Origin of the sequence: Pseudonocardia nantongensis (assembly GCF_046546495.1) — a bacterium.
Classification (GTDB): Bacteria; Actinomycetota; Actinomycetes; order Mycobacteriales; family Pseudonocardiaceae; genus Pseudonocardia; species Pseudonocardia nantongensis.
In genome coordinates this window covers 1-19,159 of record NZ_JBKGXT010000011.1, presented here as the reverse complement: position 1 = coordinate 19,159, position 19,159 = coordinate 1, and the positions used below count along the sequence as shown (strand labels likewise).

Genomic DNA, 19,159 nt, shown 5'->3' with positions numbered 1-19,159 from the left:
CTGGCTGAACGATCGTTAAGGAGGTCACCGTGGACTTCGCGCTCCCCGAGGAGCTGACCCGCCGGCTCGCCGAGCTCGACGACTTCGTCGATCGGGAGATCCTGCCGCTGCAGGAACAGGACGACAACCAGCGCTTCTTCGACCACCGCCGCGAGTACGCCCGCACCGACTTCGAGCACGGCGGGGTGCCGCGTCGGGAGTGGGAGGAGCTGCTCGGCGAGATGTTCCGGCGCGCCGACGCCGCCGGCTGGCTGCGGTACGGGCTGCCGTCCGAGGTCGGCGGCTCCGATGGGTCCAACCTGGACATGGCGGTGATCCGCGAGCACCTGGCCCGCAAGGGACTCGGCCTGCACAACGACCTGCAGAACGAGTCGTCGGTCGTCGGGAACTTCCCGTTCGTGCACATGATGCTGGAGTACGGCACCGCCGAGCAGCGCGAGGAGTTCCTCGAGCCGATGCTGTCCCGCACCAAGCGGGTCGGGTTCGGGCTCACCGAACCCGAGCACGGCAGCGACGCCACCTGGATGGAGACCACCGCCGTCCGCGACGGCGACGACTGGGTCCTCAACGGGGCCAAGCGGTTCAACTCCGGCATGCACTCGGCCACCCACGACGTGGTGTTCGCCCGCACCTCGGGCGAGCCGGGCGACGCCCGCGGAATCACCGCGTTCTTCGTCCCGACCGAGGCCCCCGGCTTCTCGGTGGACTTCCACTGGTGGACGTTCAACATGCCCACCGACCACGCCGAGGTCACCATCCGCGACGTCCGGGTGCCCGACTCGGCGATCTTCGGCGAGGAGGGTCAGGGGCTGGCCGTCGCCCAGACGTTCGTGCACGAGAACCGGATCCGGCAGGCCGCCTCCGGAGTCGGGGCCGGTCAGTTCTGCATCGACCGCAGCGTGGACTACGCCCGCGAACGCGAGACGTTCGGCAAGGCGCTCGCGACGCAGCAGGCGATCCAGTGGCCCCTGGTGGAGCTGCAGACCGAGGCCGAGATGCTGCGCGGACTGGTCCGCAAGACCGCGTGGGAGCTCGACCGGGTGCCGCACATGGAGATCAGCGACCGGGTCTCGATGTGCAACTACCGGGCCAACCGGTTCGTCTGCGACGCGGCCGACCGGGCCATGCAGGTGCACGGCGGCCTCGGCTACACCCGGCACACGCCGTTCGAGCACATCTACCGCCACCACCGCCGCTACCGCATCACCGAGGGCTCCGAGGAGATCCAGATGCGCAAGGTCGCGGGCTATCTGTTCCGGTTCGCGGGCCCGGACAAGGAGCGCCGATGACCGACGACGGCACGGACTTCCGCGCGCTCGGCGCGAGACTGTCGAACTGGGGCCGCTGGGACTCCGGCGACGACCGCGACGAGCGTGGCACCACCAACCTGCTCACGCCCGAGCGGATCGTCGCCGCGGCCGGGCTGATCCGTACCGGAGCGGTGTTCGACCTGGGCATCCCGTTCGGTCCGGGGGGTCCGCAGCCGGGCGGTGGCCGGATCAACCCGGTGCTGCTGCTGTCCGAGACGGGCGCCGACCAGGAGCACTTCCCCGGGGCGTTCCACTACGCCGACGACTACGTGTTCATGCCGCTGCAGAGCGCGACCCAGTGGGACGGTCTGGCCCACGTCTACTACGACGAGCAGCTCTACAACGGCTTCCCCGCCTCGGACATCACCCCGCACGGCGTCAAGCACCTCTCCATCGAGCACCAGGCCAAGGGGATCGCCGGGCGCAGCGTGCTCATCGACGTCGCCCGGCACCGCGGTGTCGACTGGCTCGAGGCCGGCGAGGCGATCACCCCGGACGAGCTGGACGCGGCGCTCGCCGCCCAGGGCACCGAGGTGCGCGCCGGTGACGTCGTCGCGGTGCGCACCGGCTGGCGGCGCAAGTTCCTCGCCGACGGCGACGCGGCGTCGTTCATGGCGGGGGAGCCGGGCCTGGGTCTCGCCTGCTGCGAGTGGCTGCACGCCCGCGACGTCGCGGCGGTCTGCTCGGACAACTGGGCGGTCGAGGTGCTGCCGGGCGAGGTGGCGGGCGAGACGCTGCCGGTGCACATGGTCCTGATCCGGGACATGGGCATGACGCTGGGCGAGATGCTCGACCTCGAGGAGCTCGCCGAGGACTGCGCGGCGGACGGGCGCTACGAGTTCTTCCTCGCCGCGCCGCCGATCAAGTTCCGGCGGGCGCTCGGGTCGCCGATCAATCCGCTGGCCATCAAGTGATGCCGCGACGTGCGGGTAATCTGACGGATCCGTTCCGACCGGGTGCCGACAGGAGGTGGCCGCGTGGCGAGTCCGAGCCGGCCATGGGCCGCCGCCGAGCGAGCGGTGACGACCCGCGCGACGCCGCCGGGGGAGGCGGGCATCCTGGACGCGGCGGTCGCGGTGATGGCCGAGCACGGCTACCACGGGACGTCGGTGCGGGACATCGCGGTGCGGGCCGGGGTGAGCCCGGCGGCCCTCTACCACCACTTCCCCTCGAAACAGCAGGTTCTCGTGACGATCATGGAGCGGGGGGTCGAGGCGCTGCTGGAGCGCACCCGGGCCGCCGTGGACGCCGCGGGCCCGCACCCGGCGGACCGGCTGCGGGCCCTGGTCGAGACCCAGGTGCTGTTCCACCTGGAGGACCAGCGCGGCACGCTGCTGGGTACCAGCGAGCTGCGGGCCCTGGAGGAGCCGGTGCGGGGCCCGCACCGCGCCAAGCGTCAGGAACAGCAGCGGATGTTCGACGGCGTGGTCGCCGACGGGGTGGCGGCCGGCGTGTTCGGTACACCGCTGCCGGAGGAGGCCGCCCGGGCGATCGTGGTGATGTGCACCGGGGTGGCCGGCTGGTACTCCCCGCAGGGCCGGCTGAGCCGCACCGAGGTCGTCGGTCGCTACCAGCAGCTCGCCCTGGACATGGTGGGCGCGCAGGAGCGGTGACGCCCGGAAGGGGTGGCAGACGATGACCATGCGGTCCGGTGCGCGGTCCGGCCCGACGCAGCCCGACCCGACACAGCCCGACCCGACACGGCCCGGCCCCGTGCTCGACGGCCACCCGGCCGACGCCGCCGACCCCGCCGCGCTGGCCCGCCTGCTGGGCCGGCGGCTCACCGCCGTGCTGGGCACCGAGGTCTCGGTGCCCGCCGCCACCCGGCTCACCGGCGGGGCAAGCCGGGAGACCTGGTCGTTCACCGCACACCCGGCAGCGGGGCCCGAGCGCCGGCTCGTGCTGCGGCGCGACCCACCGGGCGCCGGCCGTCCGGACGGGATGGCCCGGGAGGCTGCCGCCATCGCCGGCGCGGACGGCGCCGGGGTGCCGGTGCCGCGGCTGCTCGACAGCGGCACCGACGCGGCCACGCTCGGCGCGCCGTACCTGATCACCGAACACGTCGACGGCGAGACGATCGCCCGGCGTCTGCTGCGCGATCCGGAGTACGCCGCGGCGCGTGAGGACATGGCCGCGGAGCTCGGCCGCACCCTCGCCCGGATCCACACCGTCCCGGTCGGGACGCTTCCGGAGCCGGTCGCCACCGACCCGCTCGAGGAGCTGCGCGCGACCTACGACGAGCTCGGCGAGCCGCTGCCGACGATCGAGATCGCGCTGACGTGGCTCGAGCGGCACCGGCCCGACCCGGTGCCCGAGACGCTCGTGCACGGCGACTTCCGCACCGGCAACCTGATCATCGACCCGACCGGGCTGCGGTCGGTGCTCGACTGGGAGGTCGTGCACCGCGGTGACCCGCGCGAGGACCTCGGGTGGCTGTGCGTGAAGTGCTGGCGCTTCGGGTCGCCGCTGCCGGCCGGCGGGTTCGGCACCGTGGACCAGCTGCTCGAGGGCTACGCCGAAGTCGCCGGGCACCGCCCCGACCCGGAGGCCGTGCGCTGGTGGCAGATCTACGGCACCGCCCGCTGGGCGGTCGGCTGCCGGGGCATGGCCGAGCGGCACCTGTCCGGGCAGACGCCGTCGATGGAGCTCGCCGCGGTCGGCCGACGGGTGTGCGAGCAGGAACACGACGTGCTGCTCGCGCTGGGCCTGCCCGCCGACCCGGTGGACACCCCGGACCCGGCGCCCGGCTCGGACCTGCACGGGCGGCCCACCGCAGCCGAGCTCGTCGCCGCCGTCGCGATGTTCCTGCGCGAGGACGTCATGACCGCCACCGAGGGGCGGCTGAACTTCCTGGCCCGTGTCGGTGCCAACACCCTCGACGGCGTCGAGCGCGAGCTGCTGCTCGGCCCCGAGCTGGAGCGGCGGCACGGCGAGCGGCTCGCCGCGTTCGCCCGGGGCGACCAGGCGGGCCTGGCCGCGGCGATCCGCGCCGGCGTGCTCGACGCGGACGACCCGGCACTGCTCGCCGCCGTCCGGGCCGCGGTGACCGACCGGCTCACCGTGGCCAACCCCCGCTACCTGGACCACCCCGGCTGAGCCGGGGTCTCCGCCACACCCGCGCGAGACCACGGAGGATCGATGAGGATCAGTGACGTGGTGGCGTTCGCCGCGATGCGGGCGCCCGAGACGACCGCCCTCGTGTTCGAGGACCGGAGCTGGACCTACCGGCAGCTCCACGCCGACGTCTGCCGGTTCGCCCACGGGCTGGGTGCGATCGCCGCGCCCGGCGACCGGGTCGCCGTGCTCACCGAGAACAACCCGGAGTACGTGCTCGCCTACTACGGCGTCCCGCTCGCCGGGATGACGCTCGTGTTCGTCAACTACCGGCTGGCGCCCCGCGAGGTCGCCGACCTGCTCGCGGACGCGACCCCGACGGTGCTTCTCACCGAGCAGCGCTTCCTCGACACCGCCCGTGCCGCGGCCGGGGCCGCCGGCACGGTCCACACGATCGTCACCGTCGACGGCCCGGCCGAGGGAGCCCGCGAGTTCGCCGACCTGCTCGACGGGTCTCCGGACACCGAACCGGAACCGCCGGACGAGGACGCACCCGCCTGGCTGCTCTACACCTCGGGCACGACCGGCCGGGCCAAGGGCGCGGTGCTCACCCACCGCTCCGTCACCGCCGCCGTCCTCAACGCGGGCGTGAGCTGGAGCCGGCGCGACGAGGACCAGACGGTCACGCTGTGTCCGTGGCCGCTGTGTCACATCGCCGGGTACGCGGTGCCTGTCGCGCACCTGGGCGCGGACACCCTGGTGCTGCTGCGCCGCTACGACCCCGAGGGCTTCCTCGCCGCCGTCGAACGCCACCGGGTGACCAGCACGACCGTGGCGCCGACGATGCTCGCGCTGCTGCTGCGGCACCCGGCGCTGGACACCCACGACACCACCTCGATCACCCGCATCGGCTACGGCTCCGCGCCCATGCCGGTGGCGACGCTGCGCGAGGCCATGCGGCGCTTCCCGAACGCCGGGTTCCAGACCGGGTTCGGGATGACCGAGCTCGCCGGCAACGTGCTCGTGCACACCCCCGAGGACCTCCTGGCCGCGGCCCGGGGCCGCACCGAGCTGCTGGCGTCGGTGGGACGGCCGATGGCGCTCTCGGCCGTGCGCGTGGTCGACGAGACCGGTGCGGACTGCGCCGACGACGAGGTGGGCGAGCTGGTGGTCCGCGGCGACCAGGTGTGCGCGGGCTACCGGAACCGGCCGGACGCGACCGCCGAGGCGTTCCGCGACGGCTGGTTCCACACCGGCGACCTCGCCCGCCGCGACGCGGGGGGCTACTTCCACATCGTCGACCGGATGAAGGACATGATCCTCACCGGCGGGGAGAACGTGTACTCGCGCGAGGTCGAGGAGGTGCTGCACCACCACCCCGCGGTCGCCGCCGCCGCGGTCGTCGGTGCCCCCGACGAGGTCTGGGGCGAGCGGGTGGTCGCGGTGGTCGAGCCGGTGGCCGGTGGGGCGCCGACCGAGGCGGAGATCCGGGAGCACTGCGCCGGGCAGCTGGCCGGCTACAAGTGCCCGTGCGAGGTCGTGGTCGTCGACGAGCTTCCGCGCAACACCGTCGGGAAGGTGCTCAAGCGGGACCTGCGGGAGCGGCTGCGGGCATCCGTTGACACCACGGTGCCTCGCTCGTAGCGTCACTTAACGATCGTTCAGCCATCAGTATCCGACCGTCACCGTCGACGAAGGGCTGGAGCATGGTCGTCTCCGATTCCACCACGGACACCACGGCGAGCGTCCCGATGCGCGCCGTCACCACCGGGCTGCGGTTCCCCGAAGGACCGATCGCGCTGCGCGACGGCAGCGTCCTGCTCGTCGAGATCCGGCGCGGCACCCTCTCCCGCGTGGCGCCGGACGGCCGGGTCGACGTCGTCGCCGAGCTGGGTGGCGGGCCCAACGGCGCCGCCGTCGGCCCGGACGGCGCGGTGTACGTCTGCAACAACGGCGGCTTCGAGTGGCACGACCGGGACGGGATCACCGCGCCCGGGCACCAGCCCCCGGACTACATCGGCGGGCGGATCCAGCGGGTCGTGCTCGACGGCCCGGAGGCGGGCACGGTCACCGACCTCTACACCGCCTGCGACGGACGGCCGTTGCGCGGCCCCAACGACATCGTCTTCGACACCGACGGCGGCTTCTGGTTCACCGACCTGGGCAAGAGCCGCGACCGCGACGGCGACACCGGGGCGCTCTACTACGCGCGCCCGGACGGGTCGTCCATCACCGAGGTGGTGCATCCGCTGGTGCAGCCGAACGGGGTGGGGCTGTCCCCGGACGGTTCCCGCGTGTACATCGCCGAGACCGGCCCGGGGCGCGTGTGGTGCTGGGACGTCACCGGCCCGGGGCGGATCGCTCCGGCGGCGGACGGCGTCGGCCCCGGGGGCGCGCGGCTGCTGCACGGGTTCGCCGGCTACCAGCTGCTCGACTCGCTGGCCGTCGACGGCGACGGCAACGTCTGCGTCGCCACGCTGGTGACCGGGGCGGTCAGCGTGCTCGCGCCGGACGGCACGCTGCTGCGGCAGGTCCCGGTGCCCGAGCACGACCCGTTCGTCACCAACATCTGCTTCGCCGGGGCGGACTCGCGCACCGCCTGGATCACCTCGTCCGGTCGCGGGACCCTGTACACGCTCGAGTGGCCCTCGGCAGGCCTCGACCTGGCGTTCGCGGCATGAGTGCGCCGGGGAGCGAGACCGCCGTGAGCGCGCGGGCGGAGCTGACCGCCCGGTTCACCGCGCCGGGTGCGGAGTTCGAGATCGTCGAGCACCCGGTCCGCGGCATCCCGATGCGGGTCTACTCCGGTGGCCCGCAGACCCTGCGCGAGATCCTGCTCGACACCGCGGCGTTCGGTGATCTCCCGTACCTGGTGTACGGCGACGAGCGCTGGACCTACGCCGAGCACCTGCGGCAGGTGGCCGGGGTCGCCCGCTGCCTGACCGGGGAGTACGGGCTGGTCAAGGGCGACCGGGTGGCCGTCTCGATGCGCAACGTCCCGGAGTGGTCGCCGATCTTCTACGCGGCCCAGGTCGTCGGCCTCGTCGTGGTGCCGCTCAACGCGTGGTGGTCGGCCGCCGAACTGGGCTACGCCCTCGCCGACTCCGGGGCGCGCCTCGTCGTGGCCGACGCCGAGCGCGCCGCCCTGATCGCCCCGCAGCTGTCCGAGCTCGGCGGCCTGCCGCTGATCGAGGTGCGCGGCGGCGAGGAGCCGGTGCCGGGCGCGCGGCCCTGGGCCGACCTGCTCGCCGCCCTCGCCGCCGACGGAGGCGTGCCGGACGCGGACGTGCACCCCGACGACGACGCCACCATCCTCTACACCTCCGGCACCACCGGCCGTCCCAAGGGCGCCATCGGCAGCCATCGCAACCACTGCACGAACGTCCGCAACACCCGGCTCGGCGCGTACGTGGGCGCCGCGATCGCGAACGGCGGGGAACCTCCGCCGGCCGCCCCGGACGCCCCGCAGCAGGGCGGGCTGTGCACCTTCCCGCTGTTCCACATCGCCGGCATCACCAGCCTCTGCTACACCCCGCACACCGGGGCGAAGCTCGCCACGCAGTACCGGTGGGACAGCGCCGAGGCGCTGGACCTGATCCGCCGCGAGTCGCTCACCGCGGTGTCCGGGGTACCGACGGTGATGCGCCGGCTCGTCGAGGCCGCCGACGCGCGGCAGCTGCCGACGCTGGCCGGTATCAGCATGGGCGGCAGCCCGATCCCGCCGGACCTGATCGGTCGCATCGACTCCGGGTTCGCGTCGCTGGTGGCCCCCGCGAACGGCTACGGGCTCACCGAGACGACCTCGGCGGTGGTGTCCAACAGCGGCGCCGACTACGTGGCCCACCCGGACAGCGTCGGGCGCTGCGTCCCCGGGGCGGACGTCCGCGTCGTCGATCCGGCGAGTGGCGAGGACCTCGGCGAGGGCGAGGTCGGGGAGCTGTGGTTCCACGGCCCGAACATCGTGCGCGGCTACTGGAACGACCCGGAGGCGACGGCCGCGGCCTTCACCGACGGTTGGTTCCACACCGGTGACCTGGGCCGGGTGCAGGACGGCTGGGTGTACGTCGTGGACCGGATGAAGGACGTCGTGCTCCGCGGCGGGGAGAACATCTACTGCGCCGAGGTCGAGGCCGCGCTGTTCGAGCACGCGGCCGTCGGCGACGTGGCGATCGTCGGGGTCCCGCACGCGTCGCTGGGAGAGGAGGCGGTCGCGGTCGTGCACCTGCGGCCCGGCGCCGTCCCCGGCCCGGAGTCGGCCGAGCGGCTGCGCGGACACGTCCGAGACCGGCTGGCGTCGTTCAAGGTGCCGGCCCACGTGGTGTTCCGCGCCGAGCCGCTGCCGCGGACCCCGAGCGGGAAGGTGCTCAAACGCGACCTGCGCGGCCCGGTGGCCGCCGAGCTCCGGGGAGGGCGGGCATGACCGAGCAGGATGTCCGGTACGAGGTCGACGGCCACATCGGACTGATCACGCTGGACCGCCCGGACGTGCACAACGCCCTGCGCCGCCGCACGTACGAGGAGCTCACCGAGCTCGTCCGCACGACGACCGCCCGGGTGCTGGTCGTGACCGGCGCCGGCCGGTCGTTCTGCTCCGGCGACGACGTGCGGGAGCTCATGGGCAGCGGCGAGGACGCACCGCCGCGCCCGGCCCCACGGCTCACCCCGGCCGCCGGCGCGCTGCTGCAGACCGACGTCCCGGTGATCGCCGCGGTGAACGGCCCGGCGGTGGGCTGGGGGATGGAGCTCGCGCTGATGGCCGACCTGCGGGTCGCGTCCCGGCACGCCCGGTTCGGCGAGCTGTTCGTCAAGCGCGGCCTGTGCAGCGACGTCGCCGGCATCGCCCGGCTGGCCCAGCTGGTGGGCCGGGAGCGGGCCGCCGAGCTGCTGCTCACCGGTGAGGTGATCGACGCCGAGCGGGCCGAACGGATCGGCCTGGTCGGACGTGTCGTCGACGACGACGAGCTGCTGCCCACGGCGCTCGAGCGGGCCCGGACCATCGCGGCGAACCCGCCGCTCGCCGTCGCCGCACTCAAGCGCGGGCTGCGCCGCAGTCTGGATCCGGACTGGACCGAGCTGGGCCGATGGGTGAGCAGCACCCTCGGCGAGCTGTTCGCCACCGAGGACCACCGGGAGGGTGTGCGGTCGTTCCTGGAGAAGCGGGAACCGGCGTATGTCGGTCGGTGAGGGCGTCGAGCTCGCGGACGTCGACCCGGCAGCCGAGTTGGTGGAGCGCTAGACACAGCGCTCCGGTCGGGACGTCTCCGGCCTCCCGTGCCGGGTGGCGTTCTCCCGCCGGCGCTCGATCTCCCGCCGGCGCTCGATGTGTATCGGGCGTGCAGGCGCGCTACCTTGCGGGCCACATGGCCGACGACGGCTACCTCGACGAGGCCCGAGCGCGCGCCGAGAACGATGTGCGGCTCGGAGCCGGTCCGCGACGCGCTGCGAGAACCGGGAATGTGAAGCTCTGAGTACATCGGGAAATCGGAGGCGGCCTCCGGGTTGCAGACGGTCCGGACGGACATCTTGACCGGGCCGTAGGAATCGAGCCTGAACCAACCGCACAACAACTCACGAGGCGGGTCGACGGTTCGGTGCGGCGGTTCCGCGATGTCCGCCCGGAGCGACGGTTACCAGGTCCGGCGGCCGTACATCCGGTCGTGGCAGCGGTTGATGTCGTGCACGAGGAAACGCATTCGGGTCATGATCTTGGACATGGCGAGTTCCCCTTTTCGGCGGGATCACAGGAGAGTGGTGTTGCGACGTCCCGCTGCTGGAACTGCGCGCTCTTCCTCGGGGTACCCGCCACCGCGGGCGCACACACCCTTTCCAGCAGTGGGTTCGTCTGGGGGGTCGCCGCGCCGCACTCCACCGCGTCATCCCCAGCGCGCGGAAGTTGATCTGGCCGGTCACCAGCGTCTCGAAGCCGGCCACCCGCCTTCTGGTGGCGATCACCGACTCGTCATAGGGGCCGGCCGCCGGCCCACGCGGGCCGACCGAGCGGCTGTTCGAGCGGCCCGCGCACCCCTACACCGGGGCGATGCTCTCGGCCGTCCCGATCCCGAGCCCGCGCCACCAGCGCGAGCGGATCGTGCTGACCGGGGAGGCGCCGGATGCGACGGACCCGCCGAGCGGGTGCGCCTTCCATACCCGGTGCCCGTACGCGATGGACGTGTGTCGCGAGATCGCACCTGAACCCACCCCCGTCGAGGGCGGGGGCCGTCCGCTGTCACCTGCGGAGCTGAGGGACGGCGATGGTCACACCACCCCCACCGAATCCGTAGCCCGGCGGCGGTTGATCACCGCCCCAGTGCGGATCGGTGCCGCGGGTGGCACCGATCCACACCCTGACGACGATCACACCCGCACCCACAGCCGGCGAGCCCGCTCACCGGTGCAGCGTCCGGCCCCGGCGCGAGCGTGAGATCCGGTTCGGTGACGCCGGCGGAGCCGGTACGCAGCCGGAACGTGACGGTCCCGGACCCGCGCTCCACGTGGGCACGATCGTTCATGTCCCTGGCCTCCCGCTGCACCCGAGACCCGGTCATCCGGGATGCTCACGGTCCGAGCGATCCCGGTCTCGTCGCCGGTCCAGTCGGGCAGCTGCCGCAGCGCCGCGTCAGTGCCTCGGTCAGCCGTTCCCGCACGTCGTGGGGCAGCTCGTGGGCGAGGGCGCTGAGCACGGCCTCGACGACCGGGCGGGCCTGCGCGCCGCTGTCAGTCCCGCGCGGCCGCGCACTCCTTCTACGAGGTTCTCGGACCTGACCACGGCTGGCCCCTTCCGTTGCTGTCGGCGTCGGTGGGAGACGTACCCGCGACCAGACACGCCCGTCGGCTCGACGGGGCGGGCAGGAGTTCACCGGGTGGCGCGGAACCGGTACTCGTCACCGTGGGCGACGTAGTGGAACTCCGTCTGCACCGTTGCGGAGTCGGCCGCGTGCTTGATGTCGTCGAGGCCCGACCGGAACACCGAGAAGTCGTTGTAGTGGATCGGGACGGCCGTGCGCGGTCGGATGATCTCCACGCACCGCACGGCCTGCTCCCCGGTCATGGTCACGACCGTGCCGAGCAGCGTGGTCCCACCCGCATGGATCAACGCCAGGTCGATGTCCGGGAACCAGCGGGGGATGTCGTGGAGCCGGTCGTGCAGCAGCGTGTCCCCGCTGATGTAGAGGCGGAACCGGTGGTCATCACCGTCGTAGAAGTCCAGCATGCTGCCCATCACGGGCGGGAGCAGCTCGGCGACGTGGTCGGGCGCGTGCTTGCCGGGCATCGAGGTGACCCGGAGCCGGGCGTCGCCCTTGGTCACCTCCTGCGACTCCCACGTGTCGAGGGCGTACCCCTGCGTGAAGCCCTGCTCGTTCAGCAGTCGGACCGCGTGGTCGTTGGTGATGATCGGCAGGTCCTTGTCGAGTTCCCGCGCCGCGACGTCGTCGAAGTGGTCGCCGTGATGGTGGGAGAGGACGACGAGGTCCAGCGGCGGCAGCTCGGAGGCCTGACACGCGGGCTCGACCTCGCGGCGCGCGTAGGCACCGTGCCCCAGGTGCACGTGCTCACCTGCGTGGAGGAAGGCCGGGTCGGTGAGGACCGAGAACCCGCCGAAACGGATCACCGTAGTGGCGTTCCCGACGAAGTACAGGCGCCCCTCACCGAAGTCGGGTCGTTCCGTAACCGGCACGTCGATGGCCATCCAGGGTGCCCCCTCACGTCGTAGGTCCGTGCCCGCATACCCGGACACCGGTCGGCCATGCCGGCGAACGGGAACCACGGAGAGGGGACTTTCCGACGCGCGTACCGGGTACCCCGGAACCCATGAGCCCTCTGCCTCGCAGTTGGCGTCGCCATCCCGCAACCCGCACGGTGGCGGCGATCGTCGGCGGTCTGCTCGTGGTCGTGGGGGTCGCGCTGCTGGTCCTGCCCGGCCCGGGGCTGCTCCTGGTGCTGGCCGGCGTGCTGGTGCTCGCGCAGGGGTTCTCGACCCCCGCCCGGTACGTGGAGCCGATCCGCAGACAGGCGATGGAGGCCGCCCGGCAGAGCGTCGCCACCCGGGCGCGGATCGTGATGTCCGTCCTGACCGGGGTCGGGTTGATGATCCTGGGCGTGATCTGGGGCGTGGTACCGACGCTCCCCTTCGGCGGGTGGGTGACGGGAGTGAGCCTGATCCTGTCCGGGACGTTGCTGCTCGTGCTGCTCGCCTTCAGCTACCGGCGTCGCGGCCGGCCACGGCCCTCCCGGGTCCGGTGAAGCCCGCCGGCTCAACCCCGTTGGTCGACGATCCGCAGCGCGATCCCGGCGTACCGGTCGGCCAGCTCCGGCAGCGTGATGTCGCCGCCCGGCTCGTACCACTGCGCGATCGCGTTGCAGGCGGCGACGATCGTCCGCCGGGCGTCGTCGGGATGCTGCACGTGGAACGCCCCGCGCGCGACGCCGTCGGCGATGATGTCGGCCCAGAGCCGGGTGGCGGCGCGGCGCAGCCCCGCGAGCCGCTCCCGGTTCCCGGGGTCGAGGTTGCGCCACTCGAGGGTGGCGATGTTGCTCTCGACCCGGCGCGCCATGTCCCGGATGGAGGTGCCGTGGTAGCCGCGCTCGGCGAAGCTCTCGCGCGCGGCCGCGGGCACCGCCGACCTGCCGGAGCGTTGTGCACTTAACGATTGATCGGTAAGTTACGGGTCGCCGCGCCGTCGATGTGGAGGGAGCCGCGCATGACCGCGGTCGACGAGACCGAGAACGCTGCGACGCAGGACTATCGTGGCGCGCTCCGTGCCTGGCTCGGTGCGCACGCCCCCGACCCGGTCGCCGGCCTGGACCCCGGGGAACACCTGCGCAGGGCCCGGGAGTTCCAGGCCGCGCTCTACGACGCCGGCTACTCCGGCATCACCTGGCCCACCGAGGTAGGTGGGCAGGGCCTCGGCCAGGCCGAGCAGCAGGTGTTCGCCGACGAGGCCGCCGCGTTCGACCTCCCGCTCTACCCGTTCATGATCGGGATGGGGATGTGCGGGCCGACGATCGTCGATCTCGGCACGACCGAGCAGCGTGAGCGCTACCTGCGACCGCTGCTGCGCGGTGACGAGATCTGGTGCCAGCTGTTCTCGGAGCCCGGGGCCGGTTCGGACGTCGCGAGTCTGCAGGCCCGCGCGGTCCTCGACGGCGACCGCTGGGTGGTCAACGGCCAGAAGGTGTGGACGACCAACGCCCAGTTCGCCGACTTCGGGGCCCTGCTCGCGCGCACCGACGCGGACCGGCCCAAGCACGCCGGGCTGACCATGTTCATCGTCGACATGCACGCGCCCGGCGTCACGGTGCGCCCGCTGAAGGACATGTCCGGGCGCGCGCCGTTCAACGAGGTCTACTTCGACGACGTCGAGATCCCGGCGCAGGACGTGATCGGCGAGGTCGGACGTGGCTGGCAGGCCGCGGTGACCATGCTCGGCCACGAGCGGGTCTCGATCGGCGGCCGGGGCAAGGCGAAGAGCAACCCGCTGGAGTTCGCCCGGCTCCTCGAGCTGGCCCGGCGCACCGGAGCCGACCGGGACCCGGGCGGGCGCGAGCGGCTCGCCGAGCTCTACGCGCACGAGCGCGCGCTCGAGCTGGTCAACGCCCGGATGCGCCAGGAGGCTGCGGCGGGCAGACCACCGGGCGCCCGCGGATCGGTCGCCAAGCTGGCCGGCGCGCTGCAGCTGCGGCGCGCCATCGAGGTCGCCGGCGAGCTCGCCGGCGCCGACGCGGTCGCCTGGGACCCCGACGACGAGCGCGGCACCGAGCTCGCGATCGCGATCAACGCCGCACCGTCGTCGAGCATCGCGGGCGGCACCAACGAGGTGCAGCACAACATCATCGGCGAGCGGATCCTCGGCCTGCCGAAGGAACCCCAGGTCGACCGGGACGTCCCGTTCCGTGAGCTCGCGGTGGGCACCCAGCGACGGGAGGGAGACCGGTGAAGCTCGTCCTCGACGCCGAGCAGGAGGACCTGCGCGCGGCGGTGCGCAAGTTCCTGTCCGACAAGGCGCCCTCCGAGCGGGTGCGGGCCGTCATGGACGGCGGCCCGGAACAGGGTCCCGGCCACGACCCGGCCGTGTGGTCCGGCCTCGCGGCGCAGGGTGTGCTCGGGCTGGTCGTGCCCGAGGAGCTGGGCGGCTCCGGAGCGGGTCACGTGGAGCGGGCGGTCGTCGCCGAGGAGCTGGGCCGCGCGCTCACCCCGGTGCCGTTCCTCGCCTCCGCGGTGCTGGCCACCGACGCGCTGCTGGCCCTCGACGACGACGCCGCCCGCACCGAGCTGCTGCCGAAACTGGCCGCGGGCGAGCTCGTCGGCACCGTGGCCGTCGCCGAGCGCGGCGGCGAGTGGGACCGCACCGGCGGCGCCACCACGGCCACCGAGCGGGACGGGCGCTGGGAGCTCACCGGCGTCAAGACCCCGGTGCTCGCCGGCGATGTCGCCGACGTCGTGCTGGTCGTCGCGCGCACCCCGGACGGCCCGGGCTGGTTCGCCGTCGACGCCGGCGCGGATGGGCTCACTGGCACACGATTGAGCGGGCTGGACCCGACCCGCCGCGTCGCACGCCTGGAGTTCGACGCGACCCCGGCCCGCCGGCTCGCGACGGCCGACGCCGCGGCCGCGGTCGACCTGGTCGCCGACCTCGCCGCCGTCGCGCTCGCCGCCGAACAGACCGGTGCGCTGCAGCGGGCGATGGAGCTGACCGTCGACTACGCGAAGGTGCGAGTGCAGTTCGGCCGCCCGATCGGTTCCTACCAGGCGGTCAAGCACGGCTGTGCGGACATGTACAGCGCCTGGGAGCACGCGGTGTCGGTGCTGCGCTATGCCGCGTGGACCGCCGACGAGGACCGTGAGGCGCTGCCCGTGGCCGCCGCGCTCGCCCAGACCTACATCGGCCCTGCGACGTTCACGACGGCCACCGGGATGGTCCAGTACCACGGCGGCGTCGGCTACACCTGGGAACACGACGCGCACCTGTACTACAAGCGCGCCAAGAGCGCCGAGCAGCTGCTGGGGCCGCCGTCGTCGCACCGCGCCCGGCTCGCCGACCGGCTCGGCGTGTAGGAGACACCATGAGCGAGGACGTCCTGCTGACCCGCCGTGACGGCGGGGTGCTGACGCTGACCCTGAACCGGCCGCGCCGCAAGAACGCGATCGACGCGCAGCTGTGGGACGCGCTGCGCGAGCAGCTCGCCGTCGCCCGCGACGACACCGGGGTGCGCGCGCTCGTGCTCACCGGTGCGGGCGGCGACTTCTGCGCGGGCGCCGACCTCGCGGCCGGGGACCGCGACGGGCACCCGCTGGACCGGATGCGGCGGATCAACGAGGTGGCGCTGCTGCTGCACGAGCTGCCGGTCCCGTCGGTCGCCCGGGTGGACGGCGTCGCCGTGGGTGCCGGCTGGAACCTCGCGCTCGGCTGCGACCTGGTGGTGGCCACGCCGGCGGCGCGGTTCTCCCAGATCTTCGCCAGGCGCGGCCTGTCGCTGGACTTCGGCGGGTCCTGGCTGCTGCCCAAGCTGGTGGGTCTGCAGCAGGCCAAGCGGCTCGCGCTGCTCGCCGAGATGATCGGCGCCGAGGAGGCGCTCCGGCTCGGGCTGGTCACCTGGGTGGTCGACGACGCCGAGATCGACGGGTTCGTGGCCGATCTCGGCGCCCGGCTCGCCGCGGCGGCGCCGGTGGCGCTCGCGCAGTCCAAGGCGTTGCTGCACGAGGGGGCGGACTCGAGCATGCGCGAGGCGCTGGCGAGCGAGGCCCGCACCCAGTCGATCAACTTTGCCACCGCGGACGCCCCGGCGGCGTTCGCGGCGTTCAACGAGAAGCGCGAGCCGGAGTTCACCGGCGAGTGGGCGGTGCAATGAGCTCGCTCTTCGACCTCACCGGGCACGTCGCGCTGGTGACCGGCGGCAACTCCGGGATCGGGCTGGGCATGGCGCACGGGCTCGCGCAGTGCGGCGCCGACGTCTGCATCTGGGGCACCAACCCCGAGCGCAACGAGACGGCCGCGACGGAGCTCGCCGCGCACGGCACCCGGGTGCACGCGATCCGCTGCGACGTCGGCGACTCCGACGCGGTGACGGCGAGCTTCGCCGAGACCCTCGAACGGTTCGGCCGGGTGGACTCGTGCTTCGCGAACGCCGGTGTGAGCGGGTCCGGCTCGCGGTTCGTCGACACCGGACTCGACGAGTTCCGCCGGGTCACCCGGGTCAACCTCGACGGCGCGTTCCTGACCCTGCGCGCCGCGTCCGGCCACATGGTGGAGCGCGGCGGGGGTGGCGTGCTGGTCGGCACCTCCAGCGTGTCGACCGTGCACGGTGCGCCGCGGAACCAGGCGTACGCCGCGAGCAAGGCCGGGCTGACCGCGATCATCAAGGGGTGCGCGGTCGAGCTGGCCCGCTACGGGATCAACGCCCACTCGATCATCGCCGGCTGGACGGAGACGCCGCTCGCCTCCCCTGCACTGCACAGCGAGGCGTTCGAGCGCAACGTCCTGAAGCGGATGCCGCAGCGGCGCTGGGGCGAGCCCGGCGACTTCGCCCGGCTCGCCGTCTACCTCGCCGTGGGGGCCGGGAGTTTTCACACCGGCGACGAGATCGTCGTCGACGGGGCGTACTCCATCTTCTGAAGGGGACGACGTGACCACAGCGACAGCGACGACGACGGCGACGACGGCGACGACGCCCGGCCGGGGCATGACGATGAGCGATCTCGTCGCCCGGCACGCGCGCGTCAGCCCCGACGAGGTGGCGATCGTCGACCCGGCGCACCGCCGGACCTACCGCGAGCTCGACGACCGGGTGACCCGACTGGCGAACGTCCTGGCGGAGCGGGAGATCGGCGCCGGCGACCGGGTGGCGGTCCTGGGACTCAACAGCATCGAGGTCGTCGAGTCCTGGCTGGCCGTGCTGCGGGTCGGGGCGATCGCGGTACCGGTGAACTTCCGGCTCGCCGCCTCCGAGATCGGCTACGCCCTGCACGACAGCGGCGCCTGCCTGGTGATCACCGACGAGGCCTTCGCCGGCGCCGTCGAGCAGGCCCGGACCGGCGCGACCGACGTCGGGTCCGTGATCACCTTCGGCGCGGAGTACGAGCAGCTGCTCGCCGGTGCCCCGGACACCTGGACCGAGCGCACAGTGCCGGACGAGGCACCCGCCTACATCATGTACACCTCGGGGACCACCGGCTTCCCCAAGGGCGCGGTGCTCACCCACCGCAACCTCTACCTGCACGCCTTCTGCTCGATGGCGACCATGGGCACCACCGGCGACGACCGGGTGTGGATGTCGGCGGCGCCGCTGTTCCACATCGCCGGGCTGTCCGGGATGTTGCCGGTGCTCATCACCGGCGGGAAGGTCGTCATCCCGCCGTCGGGCGGCTTCGACCCGGCGGCGACGGTGCGGACCCTGGCCGACGAGGGCGTCACCTCGTGCTTCATGGTCCCGGCGCAGTGGCAGGCGGTCTGCGCCGTGCCGGGACTGGACGGCTACGACCTGTCGGGGCTGCGGCGGATCTCCTGGGGTGCGGCCCCGGCGTCCACCACGCTGCTCCGCACGATGATCGACTCGTTCCCGCAGGCCGAGGTCTGCACCGCGTTCGGACAGACCGAGTGCAGCCCGGTGACCACGAACCTGCGCGGCGAGGACTCGATTCGCAAGATCGGCTCCGTGGGCACCCCGATGGTCGGCGTCGAGGTGCGGGTGGTCGACGACGACATGAACGACGTCCCGCGCGGCGAGATCGGCGAGATCGTCTACCGCAGCCCGATGGTGATGACCGGGTACTGGAACAAGCCCGAGGAGACCGCCGAGGCGTTCCGTGGCGGCTGGTTCCACTCCGGCGACCTGGTGCGCGAGGACCCGGACGGCTACCTCTACGTGGTCGACCGCAAGAAGGACATGATCATCTCGGGTGGTGAGAACATCTACTGCGCCGAGGTGGAGAACGCCCTCGCCGGACACCCCAAGATCGCCGAGGTGGCGCTGATCGGCGTGCCGGACCCGAAGTGGGGCGAGACGCCGCTGGCGATCGTGGCCCCGCGGGACCCGGCCGACCCGCCCACCGACGACGAGATCGAGGCCTTCGCCCGCGAGCACCTGGCCGCCTACAAGCGGCCGCGGCACGTGCGGCTGGTCGACGCGCTGCCGCGCAACCCGAGCGGCAAGGTCGTCAAGCCGGTGCTGCGCGAGCGCTACGGCGCTCCGCGCCCGTGAGTGATTATCGCGGCTCCAACCGCGATATCCACTCACGGTGCGATGATGGACAGGTGGACGCACCGTCGACCGGCCCGCGGGCCGGGCTGACCCGGCTCGAGGCGATGGCCGGTGACGGTCGTCTCGATGCGCTGTGCGAGCGGCACGGGATCGCCGTCCTGACCGTCTTCGGCAGCGTTGCACGGGACGACTCCGATCCGCGGGACCTCGACGTCGCCGTGCTTCCCCGCCCCGGGACGCCTCTCGAGATCATGCCGCTGCTGGCGGAGCTGCAGGGCGCCGCCGGAGGCGACATCGACCTCGCCCTGCTGGACACCGCCGGAGTGGTCCTGCGGGAACGTGCCCTGGTCGGGGCGCTCCCGCTCTATGAGCACCGGCCGGGGGAGTGGGCCCGAGCCGCGACGGCGGCGGTTCAGGAACGGATGGACACCGCCTGGATGCGGCGCCTCGACCTGGACCTGTTGGCCGGATGCCCCGTTACCTTCTTGATCAAGCCCGGTGAGGGCTTGCAGGCCACCGGCCACGGCATGACTTGTTGCCCCTGTCGCTCGATGATCTGGGGGGTGTTGTCACCGTGGCCGGAGGGCGCCAACGACCGC

The 19,159-nt window shown here is 73.0% G+C and carries 17 protein-coding genes and 1 pseudogene; 16 read left to right on the top strand and 2 right to left on the bottom strand.

The window, feature by feature from the left end; translation table 11 throughout:
- Positions 1-29: 29 nt before the first annotated feature.
- The 9 genes and pseudogenes from ACLFMI_RS13455 to ACLFMI_RS13415 form a co-directional block, all read left to right on the top strand.
- The gene (locus tag ACLFMI_RS13455; RefSeq protein WP_410948171.1) at positions 30-1,289 is read left to right on the top strand and encodes an acyl-CoA dehydrogenase family protein; all 1,260 of its coding nucleotides are present in this window, start codon (positions 30-32) and stop codon (positions 1,287-1,289) included.
- Positions 1,286-2,224 (top strand): cyclase family protein, encoded by a 939-nt coding sequence (locus ACLFMI_RS13450; RefSeq protein WP_410948170.1) that lies wholly within the window; start codon positions 1,286-1,288, stop codon positions 2,222-2,224. The genes ACLFMI_RS13455 and ACLFMI_RS13450 overlap by 4 nt, the downstream gene beginning before the upstream one ends.
- A gap of 63 nt (positions 2,225-2,287) precedes the next feature.
- A complete protein-coding gene (locus tag ACLFMI_RS13445; protein ID WP_410948169.1) occupies positions 2,288-2,923 on the top strand; it encodes a TetR/AcrR family transcriptional regulator in 636 nt (211 codons plus the stop codon).
- A 22-nt stretch (positions 2,924-2,945) separates the two neighbouring features.
- Positions 2,946-4,406 carry a phosphotransferase family protein gene (locus ACLFMI_RS13440; RefSeq protein ID WP_410948168.1) on the top strand — a complete coding sequence of 487 codons (1,461 nt, stop codon included), beginning with the start codon at positions 2,946-2,948 and terminating at the stop codon, positions 4,404-4,406.
- Between the two features lie 42 nt (positions 4,407-4,448).
- Positions 4,449-6,008 (top strand): AMP-binding protein, encoded by a 1,560-nt coding sequence (locus tag ACLFMI_RS13435; RefSeq protein ID WP_410948167.1) that lies wholly within the window; start codon positions 4,449-4,451, stop codon positions 6,006-6,008.
- A 62-nt stretch (positions 6,009-6,070) separates the two neighbouring features.
- The gene (locus ACLFMI_RS13430) at positions 6,071-7,045 is read left to right on the top strand and encodes an SMP-30/gluconolactonase/LRE family protein (RefSeq protein ID WP_410948166.1); all 975 of its coding nucleotides are present in this window, start codon (positions 6,071-6,073) and stop codon (positions 7,043-7,045) included.
- Positions 7,046-7,068: 23 nt separating this feature from the next.
- Entirely contained in the window at positions 7,069-8,784 is a 1,716-nt protein-coding gene (locus tag ACLFMI_RS13425) for a class I adenylate-forming enzyme family protein (RefSeq protein WP_410948165.1), read from the top strand.
- Positions 8,781-9,548 carry an enoyl-CoA hydratase/isomerase family protein gene (locus ACLFMI_RS13420; protein WP_410948164.1) on the top strand — a complete coding sequence of 256 codons (768 nt, stop codon included), beginning with the start codon at positions 8,781-8,783 and terminating at the stop codon, positions 9,546-9,548. Before ACLFMI_RS13425 ends, ACLFMI_RS13420 begins: the two co-directional genes overlap by 4 nt.
- An 814-nt stretch (positions 9,549-10,362) precedes the next feature.
- Positions 10,363-10,785 (top strand): annotated as a pseudogene (locus tag ACLFMI_RS13415) (oligopeptide/dipeptide ABC transporter ATP-binding protein); the annotation flags it as partial.
- Positions 10,786-11,217: 432 nt separating this feature from the next.
- Here ACLFMI_RS13415 and ACLFMI_RS13410 read toward each other — a convergent pair.
- Complete coding sequence (locus ACLFMI_RS13410; protein ID WP_410948163.1) at positions 11,218-12,051, bottom strand: MBL fold metallo-hydrolase; 834 nt, start codon at positions 12,049-12,051, stop codon at positions 11,218-11,220.
- A 122-nt stretch (positions 12,052-12,173) separates the two neighbouring features.
- Here ACLFMI_RS13410 and ACLFMI_RS13405 point away from each other — a divergent pair, with 122 nt between their 5' ends.
- Positions 12,174-12,605, top strand: a complete 432-nt coding sequence (locus ACLFMI_RS13405; RefSeq protein WP_410948162.1) for a PGPGW domain-containing protein — start codon at positions 12,174-12,176, stop codon at positions 12,603-12,605.
- An 11-nt stretch (positions 12,606-12,616) separates the two neighbouring features.
- On the opposite strand, the gene ACLFMI_RS13400 is transcribed toward ACLFMI_RS13405, so the two are convergent.
- Entirely contained in the window at positions 12,617-12,979 is a 363-nt protein-coding gene (locus ACLFMI_RS13400; protein WP_410948161.1) for a TetR family transcriptional regulator, read from the bottom strand.
- Positions 12,980-13,063: 84 nt separating this feature from the next.
- Between ACLFMI_RS13400 and ACLFMI_RS13395 the strand changes: the two genes are divergently transcribed.
- The 6 genes from ACLFMI_RS13395 to ACLFMI_RS13370 all read left to right on the top strand — a co-directional run.
- Positions 13,064-14,299 carry an acyl-CoA dehydrogenase family protein gene (locus ACLFMI_RS13395; protein ID WP_410948160.1) on the top strand — a complete coding sequence of 412 codons (1,236 nt, stop codon included), beginning with the start codon at positions 13,064-13,066 and terminating at the stop codon, positions 14,297-14,299.
- The gene (locus tag ACLFMI_RS13390) at positions 14,296-15,417 is read left to right on the top strand and encodes an acyl-CoA dehydrogenase family protein (protein WP_410948159.1); all 1,122 of its coding nucleotides are present in this window, start codon (positions 14,296-14,298) and stop codon (positions 15,415-15,417) included. Before ACLFMI_RS13395 ends, ACLFMI_RS13390 begins: the two co-directional genes overlap by 4 nt.
- A gap of 8 nt (positions 15,418-15,425) precedes the next feature.
- On the top strand, positions 15,426-16,211 hold the full coding sequence (locus tag ACLFMI_RS13385) for an enoyl-CoA hydratase/isomerase family protein (RefSeq protein WP_410948158.1): 786 nt from the start codon (positions 15,426-15,428) through the stop codon (positions 16,209-16,211).
- On the top strand, positions 16,208-16,975 hold the full coding sequence (locus tag ACLFMI_RS13380; protein WP_410948157.1) for an SDR family NAD(P)-dependent oxidoreductase: 768 nt from the start codon (positions 16,208-16,210) through the stop codon (positions 16,973-16,975). Before ACLFMI_RS13385 ends, ACLFMI_RS13380 begins: the two co-directional genes overlap by 4 nt.
- 10 nt (positions 16,976-16,985) lie before the next feature.
- Positions 16,986-18,560, top strand: a complete 1,575-nt coding sequence (locus tag ACLFMI_RS13375) for a long-chain-fatty-acid--CoA ligase (protein WP_410948156.1) — start codon at positions 16,986-16,988, stop codon at positions 18,558-18,560.
- A 53-nt stretch (positions 18,561-18,613) separates the two neighbouring features.
- The coding region (locus ACLFMI_RS13370; protein WP_410948155.1) for a nucleotidyltransferase family protein at positions 18,614-19,159 on the top strand (546 nt) is incomplete at its 3' end.